This is a genomic window from Asticcacaulis excentricus (genome assembly GCF_003966695.1).
GTDB classification, from domain to species: Bacteria; Pseudomonadota; Alphaproteobacteria; order Caulobacterales; family Caulobacteraceae; genus Asticcacaulis; species Asticcacaulis excentricus_A.
Genome location: NZ_AP018828.1, coordinates 284,988 through 298,337, shown reverse-complemented (window position 1 = coordinate 298,337; position 13,350 = coordinate 284,988). Strand labels below are relative to the sequence as shown.

15 protein-coding genes are annotated in these 13,350 nt (G+C 60.0%); 8 read left to right on the top strand and 7 right to left on the bottom strand.

Features of this window, described 5'->3' with window-relative positions:
• Positions 1-22 precede the first annotated feature (22 nt).
• Positions 23-777 (bottom strand): IS5 family transposase gene (locus EM6_RS12440; RefSeq protein ID WP_420000730.1). Its coding sequence is split into 2 segments (ribosomal slippage): positions 23-444 and positions 444-777, totalling 756 coding nucleotides; the frame shifts between segments, so codons are not numbered across the junction.
• 465 nt (positions 778-1,242) lie between these two features.
• Between EM6_RS12440 and EM6_RS12435 the strand changes: the two genes are divergently transcribed.
• Positions 1,243-1,638 carry a DUF805 domain-containing protein gene (locus EM6_RS12435; RefSeq protein WP_126423485.1) on the top strand — a complete coding sequence of 132 codons (396 nt, stop codon included), beginning with the start codon at positions 1,243-1,245 and terminating at the stop codon, positions 1,636-1,638.
• 38 nt (positions 1,639-1,676) lie between these two features.
• Here the strand turns inward: EM6_RS12435 and EM6_RS12430 are convergent, their stop codons facing one another.
• A complete protein-coding gene (locus EM6_RS12430; protein ID WP_172961250.1) occupies positions 1,677-2,399 on the bottom strand; it encodes a CVNH domain-containing protein in 723 nt (240 codons plus the stop codon).
• Positions 2,400-2,487: 88 nt separating this feature from the next.
• A complete protein-coding gene (locus tag EM6_RS12425; protein WP_126424140.1) occupies positions 2,488-3,249 on the bottom strand; it encodes an EF-hand domain-containing protein in 762 nt (253 codons plus the stop codon).
• Between the two features lie 312 nt (positions 3,250-3,561).
• Between EM6_RS12425 and EM6_RS12420 the strand changes: the two genes are divergently transcribed.
• On the top strand, positions 3,562-4,287 hold the full coding sequence (locus EM6_RS12420; protein WP_126423481.1) for a hypothetical protein: 726 nt from the start codon (positions 3,562-3,564) through the stop codon (positions 4,285-4,287).
• A gap of 80 nt (positions 4,288-4,367) precedes the next feature.
• On the opposite strand, the gene gatA is transcribed toward EM6_RS12420, so the two are convergent.
• The 4 genes from gatA to EM6_RS12400 all read right to left on the bottom strand — a co-directional run bounded on the left by gatA (position 4,368) and on the right by EM6_RS12400 (position 7,414).
• Positions 4,368-5,852 (bottom strand): Asp-tRNA(Asn)/Glu-tRNA(Gln) amidotransferase subunit GatA, encoded by a 1,485-nt coding sequence (gene gatA, locus EM6_RS12415; protein WP_126423479.1) that lies wholly within the window; start codon positions 5,850-5,852, stop codon positions 4,368-4,370.
• A 14-nt stretch (positions 5,853-5,866) separates the two neighbouring features.
• Positions 5,867-6,154 carry an Asp-tRNA(Asn)/Glu-tRNA(Gln) amidotransferase subunit GatC gene (gene gatC / locus EM6_RS12410; protein ID WP_126423477.1) on the bottom strand — a complete coding sequence of 96 codons (288 nt, stop codon included), beginning with the start codon at positions 6,152-6,154 and terminating at the stop codon, positions 5,867-5,869.
• Positions 6,155-6,434: 280 nt separating this feature from the next.
• The gene (locus EM6_RS12405; RefSeq protein ID WP_126423476.1) at positions 6,435-6,815 is read right to left on the bottom strand and encodes a UrcA family protein; all 381 of its coding nucleotides are present in this window, start codon (positions 6,813-6,815) and stop codon (positions 6,435-6,437) included.
• Positions 6,816-7,057: 242 nt separating this feature from the next.
• Entirely contained in the window at positions 7,058-7,414 is a 357-nt protein-coding gene (locus tag EM6_RS12400; RefSeq protein ID WP_126423474.1) for a UrcA family protein, read from the bottom strand.
• Positions 7,415-7,616: 202 nt separating this feature from the next.
• Here EM6_RS12400 and ruvX point away from each other — a divergent pair, with 202 nt between their 5' ends.
• The 6 genes from ruvX to plsY all read left to right on the top strand — a co-directional run bounded on the left by ruvX (position 7,617) and on the right by plsY (position 13,347).
• A complete protein-coding gene (gene ruvX / locus EM6_RS12395; protein WP_126424139.1) occupies positions 7,617-8,120 on the top strand; it encodes a Holliday junction resolvase RuvX in 504 nt (167 codons plus the stop codon).
• A 58-nt stretch (positions 8,121-8,178) separates the two neighbouring features.
• Positions 8,179-9,123, top strand: coding sequence for an AEC family transporter (locus EM6_RS12390; protein ID WP_126423472.1), 945 nt, complete (start codon positions 8,179-8,181; stop codon positions 9,121-9,123).
• 136 nt (positions 9,124-9,259) lie between these two features.
• Entirely contained in the window at positions 9,260-10,306 is a 1,047-nt protein-coding gene (locus EM6_RS12385) for an NAD(P)-dependent alcohol dehydrogenase (RefSeq protein ID WP_126423470.1), read from the top strand.
• A 91-nt stretch (positions 10,307-10,397) separates the two neighbouring features.
• Positions 10,398-11,393: an aspartate carbamoyltransferase catalytic subunit gene (locus EM6_RS12380; RefSeq protein WP_126423468.1), complete on the top strand. Its 996-nt coding sequence runs from the start codon at positions 10,398-10,400 to the stop codon at positions 11,391-11,393.
• The gene (gene pyrC, locus EM6_RS12375) at positions 11,390-12,685 is read left to right on the top strand and encodes a dihydroorotase (RefSeq protein WP_126423466.1); all 1,296 of its coding nucleotides are present in this window, start codon (positions 11,390-11,392) and stop codon (positions 12,683-12,685) included. Before EM6_RS12380 ends, pyrC begins: the two co-directional genes overlap by 4 nt.
• Positions 12,686-12,699: 14 nt before the next feature.
• Positions 12,700-13,347, top strand: a complete 648-nt coding sequence (gene plsY / locus EM6_RS12370; RefSeq protein ID WP_126423464.1) for a glycerol-3-phosphate 1-O-acyltransferase PlsY — start codon at positions 12,700-12,702, stop codon at positions 13,345-13,347.
• The last annotated feature ends 3 nt before the right edge of the window (positions 13,348-13,350 follow it).

Below are 13,350 nucleotides of genomic sequence, written 5' to 3'. Positions count from 1 at the left end.
CCCTAGGCTCAAGACTCATTGATCAGAGCCAGAAGATGACGGTAGCGGCGATAAGTATGGCAGAGAAGAAGGTGTGGGCACAGCGGTCGTATCGAGTGTGTACGCGCCGCCAGTCTTTGAGTTTGGCGAACATGTTTTCGACCTTATGGCGTTGCTTATAGAGTATTTTGTCATGCTCGATCTGGACTTTTCGATTACGCTTTGAAGGGATGCAGGGGTTTATTCCTTTATCTTTCAGAGCATCACGGAACCAGTTGGCGTCATATCCCCGATCACCCAGCAAAGTTTTTGCTTTGGGCAGTGTATCCAGCAGCAAGGCTGCGCCCTTGAAGTCGCTGACGTGTCCAGCGGTCAGCAACAGGCAGATAGGCCTGCCGTGCGGGTCGCTAACCGCATGAAGTTTGGAGTTCAGGCCACCTTTGGTGCGTCCGAGAAGGCGGGGAAATCCCCTTTTTTTAGCAGGCTGGCTGCGGTGCGGTGGGCTTTGAGATGCGTGGCGTCGATAATCAGTTGCTCCGGATCACCGGCCTGCGAGGCCAGAGCGCTGAAAATCCGATTGAAAACGCCCATCCGGCTCCAGCGCATGAAGCGGTTATAAAGCGTCTTGTGCGGACCATAGCCCTTGGGGGCATCCTTCCACTGAAGACCATGTTTTATAACGTAAATAATCCCGCTGACCACGCGCAGATCATCCACGCGAGGAACGCCATGCGACAACGGAAAATACCGGCGTATCCGGTTGAATTGCACATCAGACAGCAAAAACACATCAGCCATGATCCACCTCCTTCCAAAAGTGAATCACATCAACCCCCCCTTGGGAATCCCTCGCGTTAATTAATAGGGCCTGAGCCTAATCTAACCCCAGCACTGACCCCAGCAGGGGCCCAAATTAGCAGGGAACCAAGATGGATGGTTTCGGACGAATTGAAACACTTTCTACAAATAAATCAACGCACTCTCATACGACCGTGGCCGACGCTGGACGCAGATGAAACGGCCTCTCTGTCCGCCATTTTCTTCGGCGTAAATAACTGAAAATTAGGCGATTTTTATGCACCCGGCGAAGGGCGAGCCTAAAAGCGTTCACGTACGTTCTGGTATAATTTCGTTTGTGGACGGACGATCAGGTTACAATTCAACGCTTAAGCATCCTGACACCTTTTCCGACTTTCACAGTCCGCCCTGTCAAACTATAGTCCCACATACGTCACAGGGACGTCTGTTTACAAGGGGCAACACATGGGCTTTGTCGAAGCGGTAAAAAGCGGTCTGAAAAACTATGTCACGTTTTCCGGGCGCGCTACGCGGTCTGAATTCTGGTGGTTTGCGTTGTTTCAGTTCATCGTCATTCTGGTTCCGGCCATGTTGAGCATTTCAGAACGTGCAGACGGCAGCTTTGGTATTTTTTCCACCTTGCAATTGCTGATCTCGCTGGGCCTGTTCCTGCCCAGCCTTGCCCTTAGCTTTCGCCGTCTGCATGACACCAATCGCAGCGCCTGGTGGCTGCTGATCAGCCTGGTGCCGCTGATCGGCGGCATTGTCCTGCTCGTCTTCTATTGCCTGAAAGGCACCGAGGGCCCCAACAAGTACGGCGGCGGGCCGACCGTCGCGCAAATCGCGGAAACCTTCCAGTAAAAGCGAGAGGCCGGGTCCGATGCCCGGCCTCTTTTCTTTTACCAGCCGCGGCAAACCAGATTGCCATTGCTGTTTTCGACCTGTCCGCCATTGCAATCGCTTAACGACATAGCCGTCAGGCGGTAATCGCCCCATTTATCGCGGCAGCGCGCCGTCAGACGGTCGCCCTGTAGCGAGATATCGCGGCAGGTATCGCGATAATTGCCGACCGGCAGACGCCCGCCGCTATAGCCGGCGCCTTCGCATTGCAGGGTGCCGTTGAGGTTTTCAACGCGCCCGCCGCGGCATTCACGCAGGCGTATATCTGTATAGCTATAGCCGCCTTCGCGCATCCGGCAGCGCGCCGTCAGACGGTCGCCTTCCACCCGGATGTCGCGGCAGGTTTGCAAATAATTGCCCTCAGGCAGACGGCTGTCGTTCCAGCCGCCCCCATTACCCCCCCAGTCACCGCCGTACCGGCCGCCTTCGCAGCGCAGATTGCCCCGGTCGTTTTCGACAGAACCGCCGCGGCAATCGCGCAAGGACAGGGTCGTGTAGTTGTAATAGCCGCTCTTGGCGCGGCAGCGCGCCGACAGCACGTCTCCCCGCAGTTCAATATCCCGGCAGCTTTCGCGGTAAGAGCCTGACGGCAGACCGCCCCAGCGACGGTCATCCTCACGATCCTGCCAGCGACCGCCACCATAACTGTCCTGAGCCGAGGCGGCCCCGGCGGACAGGCCACAGATCAGGGTAAGGGCGAAAAGGGAAATCAGGCGGCGCATGGGGTTTTCTCCGTGTTGTGAGCCCATCAAGCACCTCAGTTCCTGAACCGTAGCTGAACGGGCAGGCCTTCTACCTGCCCGCGTCCGATCAGGCCGCAACCGACACGGACGTCTGGGTCTTCGCCTGTTCCGCCAGCACGGCGGCCATGGATTGCATCCATTGAGCCGTCAGCGCGGCGAGCTTGGCCGCAGTGCCCTCATCGACGATCGTACCTGTCGCCGACGACGCGGTATCTTCGCTTTCAGAGGTCTGAGCGAACGCCTCCATAGGCGGAGGCGGCGGGCCTTCGGCGCGCATCTTCTCATCAAAGGTCGATTTCTCGCTCTCGGTGACCGAGCCGTCGCCATCGGCATCCATCTTTGAGAAGAGTTCGGTAAGGCGTGCGGTTTTATCGGTGTCTTCCGTATCTTCGCTCTCCTCACTCTCAGACGAGGCCAGCATTTCATCGAGACTGACCGAACCATCCTGATTGGTGTCGAGTTCGTCGAAGGTCGCCGGTTTCTGGCCACCGCCTCCGGCCGCGCCGCCTGGCGGCGGGCCCATGGGCCGATCCCACCCGCCTTCCTGAGCCTGCAACATGCCACTCATCGTTTGCGACGACATCTGGCTCTGGAAGAAACTGAGGCCTTCCTCTTCGCTTACGGAGCCATCGCTGTTGCTATCCATACTGGCAAAGCGTTCAGCGATTTTCGCACTGTCTTCTGTGCCGCCCTTGCCTTTCGTCTTTTCGCTGGCGGAGGCGGTCATTTCCTCCAGCGTTATTCCGCCGTCGCTGTTTGCGTCGATCTTCGAAAACATCTTCGCGTGCATTTGCGACATGGCGGAAGCCGACATTGATCCAATCTGCATCTGTCATCTCCGTTCAAGTACTCACCTCGATTGGCAAGCGCAAAAACGGAAGCAATTCTCAATTAACAAGGCATTTATTTAATAACAATTTCAATATATTGCACAATATGACGCAATTTTGCCTTATTCAATGCTTTTGACTGCCCCTTAAATACAGCCCCTACATAAATCCGGACAAATTTTCCGCCCGGCAAAAACGCCGGATCGCAGAAGTGCGAAATTTTCCCCTTGCATGTCAGTCACGCCATAATCACACCATCTAAAAATCACATAGAGACCCGACAACAGACCCAAATCGGCGGAACCAGAGTCATGACCCTGAAAAAAACTTTACTTTGCGGCTTTCTGATCACGTGTGTCGCCGGTTCGGCCATGGCGCAGCCCCCGCGCTCGGCTCCGCCGCCCACGGGCGAAGCGCCGCCTGAGACGCCCAATGGTCGCACCGTCGGACAGGCCGTCTTCTTCAGCCCGTCGGGCGAAGTGTTCAAGGCCCCCTTAAAGGACCCCTACCCGGTCGCCCTGTGGTTCGCTGCGGCTGACACCAATAAGGACGGCGCCCTGAGCCCGGATGAGTTTCTGGCCGACGCGATGCGCTTTTTTGCCATCGTGGACCGTGACGGCAAGGGCGTTATCACGTCGCAGGATAACAGCTTCTACGAAACCGAACTGGCCCCCGAAATCACCGGTTTCAGCCCTTTGGTGACGCAGCCCAGAAATCCGCGCCCCACCGATGAGGATGGCGACAAGACTGCTGCCGCCAACCGTTACGTCAAGAGCGTGCAGGGCGCCGCGCAGTTCAGCCTGATCAACGAACCTCAGCCCATCCGTGCCGCCGATGCCAATTTCGATTACCGCATCACGACCGAAGAATGGACGCGCGCCACGTCGCAGCGCTTCCGGCTGCTCGACGCTAATAAGGACGGCAAGCTGACCCTGGATGAGTTGCCCAAAACGCCGCTGCAAAAGGGGTTGGAGCAACGCGCCATAGAGCGCGAAAAGGAACAGAAGAAAAAAGGCGGCCTGTTCGGCGGCTGGTAAGACGAAACGAAATCAAACATTTCACACAAAAAACCTCCGGGATTGCGCCCGGAGGTTTTTTTGTGTTCAGGGAAAACCCGTTACCACCACTGGGAGGGCTTGTGCGTAAAGCCCGCGGCCTTTTCCAGCACCGCACCGACGGCCAGAGTCGTGCCTTCGTCCAGCGCCTTACCGATCACCTGAAGGCCCAGCGGCAGGCCCTTGGAGTCGAGCCCCGCCGGGACCGCCATGCCGGGCAGGCCGGCAAGGTTAGTGGTCACGGTAAACACGTCGTTGAGATACATCTGCACCGGATCAGCGGCCTTTTCCGTGTCGCCCAACTGGAAGGCGGCGGACGGCGTGGCCGGGGTCAGGATGACGTCACAGCTATTCCAGGCGTTGACGAAGTCTTCGGCGATGCGGCGGCGCACCTTCAAAGCCTTGACGTAATAGGCGTCGTAGAAGCCTGCTGACAGCACATAGGTGCCGATCATAATGCGGCGCTTCACCTCGGCCCCGAAGCCTTCCGAGCGCGACAGCTCATAGGTGTCGGTCAGGCTGCTGGCCGCCTCGGTGCGGTGGCCAAAGCGCATCCCGTCATAACGGGCGAGGTTGGAGGAGGCTTCCGCCGGGGCCACAATATAGTAGCACGGCAGGGCGTATTTGGTGTTGGGCAGAGAGATGCGCACAATCTCGGCGCCGGCATCTTTCAGCCACTGAATCCCGTGCTCCCACAGGGCGTCGATCTCGCCCGGAATACCGTCGAGGCGGTATTCATCAGGGATGCCGATGCGCAGGCCCTTGATCGACTTACCGACAAAACTCGAAAAATCCGGCAGGGCGTTGGGCAGGCTGGTGGAGTCTTTGGCGTCGTGCGAGCACATGGATTGCAACATGATCGCCGCGTCTTCGACCGTCTTGGTGATCGGACCGGCCTGATCGAGCGACGAAGCAAAGGCCACCATGCCGTAGCGCGAGGCGCGGCCATAGGTCGGCTTGATCCCGACCGTGCCCGTAAACGCGGCCGGCTGACGGATCGAACCGCCGGTGTCCGATGCCGTGGCAGCCAGACACAGGTCCGCGGCCACCGCCGAAGCTGAACCGCCCGAAGAGCCGCCGGGGGTCAGGGGCGCGTTGGAAGCGTTCGACTTCCACGGATTGGTCACCGGTCCCCAGTGCGAGGTTTCGTTGGACGAGCCCATGGCGAATTCGTCCATGTTCAGCTTACCCAGCATGACCGCGCCATTGTCCCACAGGTTCTGGGTGACGGTCGATTCATAGGGCGGCACAAAGGTATCGAGGATGCCCGAACAGGCCGTGGTGCGCACCCCCTTGGTGCAGAACAGGTCCTTGATGCCCAGCGGCGCGCCTTCGAGTGCGCGGGCCTCACCGGTCTTCAGGCGACGGTCGGACTCACCGGCCATCTCACGCGCCTTGTCAAAGGTGGTCAGCACATAGGCGTTCAGCGCCGGATTGGCCTTTTCGATGGCCCCGATGAAGGCTTCGGTCAGTTCGGTCGAGGAAAATTGCTTGGCTTTGAGGCCATCAAGCGCGCCTTTTAGCGTCAGTTTGGTCAGTTCGCTCATGACTCAACAACCCCCTATTCTACGACTTTTGGCACGATAAAGAAGCCGTCGAGGCTTTTGGGGGCGTTCGACACGACATCGGCCACCTTGCCGCCATCGGTCACCACGTCGTCACGCAGGGGCTGGGTCATTTCCACGCAGGAGGTCATGGGCTGCACGTCGCTGACATCGACCTCATTGAGCTGCTCGATCCAGCCCAGAATGCCGTTCAACTGGCCGGCCAGGCTTTCCAGACGTTCATCGCTTTCGCGCAGGCGCGACAGGCTCGCCACCTTGCGCACAGTTGCCACATCAATGGCCATGCGGAGACTCCTATATTTATAGAGTTCCGGTTAGCGAGGGCGCGCCCAAATGGCAAGGCCGGATACGAAAACGATCCGGAAAAAGGCTACGAAAAAACGGTGCGCCGCTGAATGCGTCCGCACCATCTTGTCAACATGACTATAAATACCAACGGCCGAAGATGCTGACCGCATCCGGCCGTTGAAAACTCGAGACTGCCTCATACGTGTCAGAGACAGTCTCGAAAGGCATACCAAGAGTCATTTTCAATGACCCTTGGTATAAGTATAGTTTCAGAGATTACTTGCTGGCGACGATGCGCTCCTCACCGCGGTCGGCATAGACCGAAGCCGCATGACCGGTCTTTTCAGCGTGCAGTTGCGACAGGGCGGGCTGGTTCAGGTCGGCAACCGCCGTATCGAGCGCGGCACGGGCGCAGGCCTGATCGCTCTGGCGGGCCTTGAGATCACGGTCCATACCGGAGTCGCAGGTGGTGCGCGCCGCGTACTTCAGGCGAGCATAGGTGTTTTCCAGACCGCCAGTTGAGCGCAGGTCAGACCCATAGACACGCACCGAACGCGTGGTGGTTTCACGATCCGACAGGTCCTGAGCCTGAACAGCACCGGCGGCACCGAACAGCATGACAGTGGCAAGGGCGGAGAGGATGAACTTGGTGGTCATAGCGATGTTTCCTTGAAGAATTTGAGTGAGAAGGACGCGATTAACTGATGACACTCAAATACACTTTGCTGATTTTAGAATCCATGATTTTATTATTAAATCTTTGCCATCTATTAATTTCAGTTCATGAACTTTTGTTAGTTTATTTTGTGACAGTTTATTGAATAGTATATTTTGAAATGAAAACGCGCCGGCCCACAAAGGCCGACGCGCACGTCAATTATTACATTTTGTACAGAAAACTACTTTTCAGCCCATTGACCAAGGATAGGCGACAAACCGTCCCTGCGGACGTCCCCCGCCTCGGCGGCGACGCGGCTCAGACCCGGATGCCCGACCTTAAGCACCGCCTCCCGCACGGCCGTACGTTCGCACTGCGCATCCGTGATGACCCAGCCGTTGGGCGAGACAAGCCCCTCGGCGCAGACCTCTTTGGCGGCGGTACGGATCTGTTTCAGCACCTGTTTCGCCTGCGCCGGATCATTGAGGTCGGCGTCAGCGAAACGGATCGTCTTTTGCGGCAGTTCCTCTGCGGCCACGGCACTCCCGCCTGTCAGCAGCATGACACCCGCGACACACATCAGTATGATTTTCGGCATTTTGTTATCTCCCGTTACTTTGGATAGACAATCAAATCCCGCAAACCGAAGTAAAAATCCAGAATTTTATTATTAAATAAGCGCAATAGATTACATTCAATTCATTAATTACATAAGCGTAATTCACAATCGCGCCACATTCGCCGCAACGCCGCTGCATTTGCGGTTGACTCGCTTACGCCCGCGCGCCACACCGCATCGCATGGCCATACTCGACATCACCGAACTGAAAGCCGCCCTGCCGCCGCGCCGCGCCCTGATCGGGCTCGATCTGGGGGAAAAGACCATCGGCGTCGCCGTCAGTGACATCTCCTTAAGCATCGGCTCGCCGCTGGAGCTGATCAAAAAGAGCAAGTTCACGCAGGAGGCCGAACGGCTGCTGCTGCTGATGAAGCAACGCGAAGCCTCCGGCCTCGTCATCGGCCTGCCGGTCAATATGGACGGCACCGAAGGGCCGCGCTGTCAGTCGGTGCGCGCCTTTGCCCGTAACCTGCTGCGCCTGCCCGCTGAGAAATTCGCCGCCGCAGGTCTGGACCCCGACCTGCCCATCGCCTTCTGGGACGAGCGCTGGTCGTCGTCGGTGATGAACCGCTTTCTGATAGAAGAGGCCGATCTGACGCGCGCCAAACGCGCCGAAGTCATCGACCGTTCCGCCGCCGCCTACATCCTTCAGGGCGCGCTCGACCGCATAAGAAGCGCCACATGAACCCATTCCATCTGCCAAAGGGCGCATGCGCGCAGCGGCATGGGCGCGGGGGATAAACATGACGCCCGACATCTTCATCAACGGCATCCTGCCGGTGTTTCTGCTGATCGCGCTGGGCTTCGGGCTGAAGGTATCGGGCTTTCTGCCGCCGTCAGTTTGGGGGCCGATCGAACGCATCGCCGTTTATGTCTTCTATCCGGGCTTTCTGATCCCGGCCATCTGGCACGCCGACCTGTCGGGCCTCAGCGCCGGTCCGATCAGTCTGGCGGTCAGTACATCGCTGGCCCTGTCCATCCTGATCGCTTTTGCCCTAAAACCGGTATTGCGCCTGTCCGGCCCGACCTATACCAGCGTCTTTCAGGGCCTGATCCGCTTCAACTCCTTCGTCTTTTTGCCCATCGCCACCTCGATCTTCGGGGCGCAGGCCGTGGGCCTGGCCGCCGTGGCCATGAGCGCGCTCATCCCCTTGAGCAATATGGCCTCGATACTGGTGCTGGCCCGCTGGGGGCAGCCCGAAGGCGAGGACACGGTTGACCGCAGCTTTCGCGGCGTCATGGCGCGCCTGTTTACCAACCCGATCTTCCTGTCGTGCCTGATCGGGCTGGCGCTCAATATGGTGCGTGCGCCGTCCGTGCCGTTTATCGAAAAAGACCTGAAGATGCTGGGCGACGCGGCCATTCCCACCGGCCTGATTCTGGCCGGCGCCGGGCTGAACTTCGCCTATATCCGCAGCCAGCCCGTTCTGGTCGTCGCCACCTCAGCCTTTAAGGTCCTGATCGTGCCGCTGATCAGTTGGGGCCTGTGCCGGCTGTTCGGCGGCGATGCTTTGGCGCAGGGCGTGGCCCTGTGCTGCGGGGCCGCGCCGTGTGCCGCCGTCGCCTATGTGCAGGCCCGTCATATGGGCGGAGACGCGCCGCTGATGGCCGGGATCGTGGCGCTGACCACCTCGCTCAGCCTGATCAGCCTGCCCCTGCTCCTGTGGCTCTACCATCTGCTAACGTAAGAGATTTACGCACAGCTTCGGGCTGGCAAGGCCCCGGCACGCTTCCTATATCCGATCCGTTCGCCCGCCTCAGCCGTAACGGCTCACGTCACACCTTTTCTGCGGCCGAACGCCCCCGATTTTGCAAGGATTTCCCATGACGCTCGCCAAAGCCTATGCCGCGCCCTCGCCCAAGGCTCCGCTCGAACCCTTCACCTTTGAACGCCGCGCCCCCAACGCAGACGATGTGGTCATCGACATCCTCTATTCGGGCGTCTGCCATTCCGACATCCATCAGGTGCGCGACGAATGGTTCCCCGGCATCTATCCGCAGGTGCCCGGCCACGAAATCGTCGGCCGCGTGCGTCAGGTCGGCGCAAAGGTGACCAAATTCAAGGAAGGCGACACGGTCGGCGTCGGCTGCTTCGTTGATTCCTGCGTCAACTGTCAGACCCGCGACGAAGACCTTGAACACTACATGCCGGGCCTGATTCAGACCTATAACAACCTGGATGCCAATGGTCAGCCGACCTATGGCGGCTATTCCGACCATATCGTGGTCAAGGAAGGCTATGTGCTGCGCGTGCCGGACCATCTGCCGAAGGACGCCGCCGCGCCGCTTCTGTGCGCCGGGATCACCCTGTGGTCGCCGCTGAAGCACTGGAACGCCGGGCCGGGCAAGAAGGTCGCCATTATCGGTCTGGGCGGGCTTGGCCATATGGGCGTCAAGCTGGCCCACGCGCTGGGGGCCGAGGTCACGGTGCTCAGCCAGTCACTGGCCAAGAAGGACGACGCCCTGCGTCTGGGGGCCGATCACTACTACCCCACCAATGACGCGGAAACCTTCAAGACTCTGGCGGGCACCTTTGATCTGATTATCAATACGGTGTCGGCGCCCATCGACTGGAACGCCTATCTGGGCCTGCTTAAGGTCGATGGCACTATGGTGCTGGTCGGCGTGCCGGACAACCCTATCCCCGTGCACGCCTTCTCGCTGATCCCCGGCCGCAAGACCCTGGCCGGGTCGATGATCGGCTCGATCAAGGAAACGCAGGAAATGCTCGACTTCTGCGGTGAGCACAATATCGTCTCGGATATAGAGCTGATCGACATTCAGGACATCAACGAAGCCTATGAGCGCGTCATCAAGTCCGACGTGCGCTACCGCTTTGTCATCGACATCGCGTCGCTGAACAAGGCGTAAGGCTCTTTGCGCGTCGCCGCTGCCTGACTACGGTCGGGCGGCGGCGATTGCCCCTTCCCTCCCCTTGAGTCGTGGGGTATAGCCGCCCTTTATGACGCGCATTGCCCCCCAAGATCCGCAGGTGTTGCTGGAGATGATCCAGTCGCGCCTCTTTCCCTTCCCCAAACGGCATTTCAACGCCGCGCAGGACCTTGATCCGCCCGACATTCTGGCCCTGCTCGATCTGGCCGATGTCTTCGTTGAACTGAACCGGCGGACCAACAAAAAGCTCGATCTGCTGAAAGGCCGCACGCAGGTTAATCTGTTTTTTGAGAACTCAACGCGCACCATGTCGTCCTTTGAACTGGCGGGTAAGCGTCTGGGAGCCGACACGGTCAATATGAACCCGCGGACCTCCAGTGTGGCCAAGGGCGAGACCCTGATCGACACGGCGGTGACGCTCAATGCCATGAAGCCCGACCTGCTGGTCGTGCGCCATTCGGCATCAGGGGCGGCGCAGCTTCTGGGGCAAAAGGTCGGGTGCAGCGTTGTCAATGCCGGCGACGGTCAGCATCAGCACCCCACTCAGGCGCTGCTCGACATGCTGTCGATCCGTCGCGCCTTTGGCCATGTCGATAGCCTGACGGTCGCCATTTGCGGCGATGTCGCCCATAGCCGCGTGGCGCGCTCCAACGTCATCCTGCTCAACGCTATGGGGGCCAATGTGCGCCTTGTCGGGCCGCCGACGCTCATTCCCGGTGACGCCGACGAATGGGGCGTGGAGGTCTATCACGATATGAAGGCCGGGATTACCGGGGCCAATGTGGTGATGATGCTGCGCCTTCAGCTTGAGCGCATGGACGGGGCCTTTATCCCCTCGACCCGCGAATATTTCCGCTATTTCGGTCTCGACCGCGAAAAGCTGGCCGTCGCCGCGCCCGATGTGCGCGTCATGCACCCCGGCCCGATGAATCGCGGCGTCGAAATCGACTCCGAAGTGGCCGATGACCTGTCGATCTCGCTCATTCAGGATCAAGTGGAGATGGGCGTCGCCGCACGCATGGCCGTTCTGGCCTCGCTGGCCGCGCGTCTGGAGAACGGGCAATGAAGCAGTCTCAACCCATCGCGCTCGTCAATGCCCGCCTGATCGACCCGGCCAGCGACTATGACGGCCCCGGCAGCCTGATCCTCACCGAAGGCGTCATTGCCGAGGTGCTGCACACGGCGCATCTGCCGTCGGGCTCCTCCGACATGAAGGTCATCGACTGCGACGGCAAGGTGATCTGTCCCGGCCTGATCGACCTGCGCGTCAAGACCGGCGAGCCGGGGGCCGAGCCCAAGGAGACTCTGAAATCCGCCAGCCGCGCCGCCGCCGCCGGGGGAGTGACGTCGATGGTGGTGCAGCCCGACACCGACCCGGTGATCGACGAGCCGGCCATGGTCGATTTCATCCTGCGCCGCGCCCGCGATATCGAGCTGGTGCACGTCTATCCGGCCGGGGCCGCCACCAAGGGCCATAATGGCAAGCAGATGGCCGAAATCGGCCTGATGAGCGAATCCGGGGCCGTCTATTTCACCGATGTCGAACGTCCGATCATCAATTCCAAGGTACTGGCCCGCGTCCTCTCTTACGCCAACGGGTTCAATGCCCTGATCGCCCACCGCCCCAAGGAGCCATGGCTGTCGGAAGGTGCGGTCGCCACCTCCGGCGAAATGGCCGCGCGCATGGGGCTGTCGGGTGTGTCCGCGCTGGCGGAGCGCATCGCGCTGGAGCGCGATCTGGCTCTGGTCGAACTGACCGGGGCGCGCCTGCTGGTCGATCAGATCACCACCGCCGGGGCCATCAAGGCTGTTGCACAGGCCAAGGCGAAGGGGCTGGATGTCTATGCCTCGGCCTCGATCAACCATCTGGTGTTCAACGAAATCGACATCGGCGATTACCGCACCTTCTATCGCCTCGACCCGCCGCTGCGTTCCGAAGACGATCGTATCGCTCTGGTGGACGCGCTGGCCGACGGCCTGATTGATGTGGTGGTGTCAAACCACACGCCCCTGCCCGCCGAAGACAAGCGCCGCCCCTTCTCCGAGGCCGAACCGGGGGCGATTGGCCTGCAAACCCTGCTGGCGGCCCTGATCGGCCTGCACCACGATCGGGAGATTCCGCTGATTGACCTGCTGCGCACCGTGACGATCAATCCGGCGCAACTGATCGGTCTGGAGGCCGGGCGGCTGTCGCCCGGTGCGCCCGCCGATCTGATTGTGGTCGATATCGACGCCCCCTTTGCCTTGCGCGAAAGCGACATCCTGTCGAAATCGAAGAACTCCCCCTTTGAAAACCGCACATTACAGGGCAAGGTAGAGCTGACGCTGGTGGACGGTCGAATCGTCTATCAGGCCTGAGTGAAAGCGCTGTAATGCCTCTGCCCGACTGGACCATCTTTGCCCTTGCCGTGATCGGCGGCTACCTGCTGGGGTCGATCCCCTTCGGCGTCGTCACGACGAAGCTGGCCGGTATCGACATCCGCAGCATCGGTTCGGGCAATATCGGCGCGACCAATGTCTTAAGAACCGGGCGTAAGGATCTGGCCCTGATCACCTTTCTGGGCGATACAGGCAAGGGCGCGATGGCGGTCGGTCTGGCCTTCGCCCTGCTGCTCAGCGTCGATCAGGCGACCCGTCAGACGGGCATGGCGCTGGCCGGCGGGGCGGCGTTTTTAGGCCACCTCTTCCCCGTCTGGCTGAAGTTCAAGGGCGGCAAGGGCGTGGCGACCTTCCTCGGCACCCTGTTTGCCGCCGCCTGGCCGATGGGGCTGCTGGCCGCCGGGACGTGGCTTCTGACCGCTTTTATCTTCCGCATTTCGTCCTTGAGCGCGCTGGTGGCCGCCGCCCTGATCGCGCCGCTGGGCCTCCTGACCGATCAGCCGCACGCCTTCGTCGTCATGGCCCTGTTCATGTCGGTGCTGATCTATGTGCGCCACCGCGACAATATCCGCCGCCTGCTCAAGGGCGAGGAACCGAAGATCGGCAAGAAAAAAGACGCCGAACCCGCCGCGGACGCCTGATCC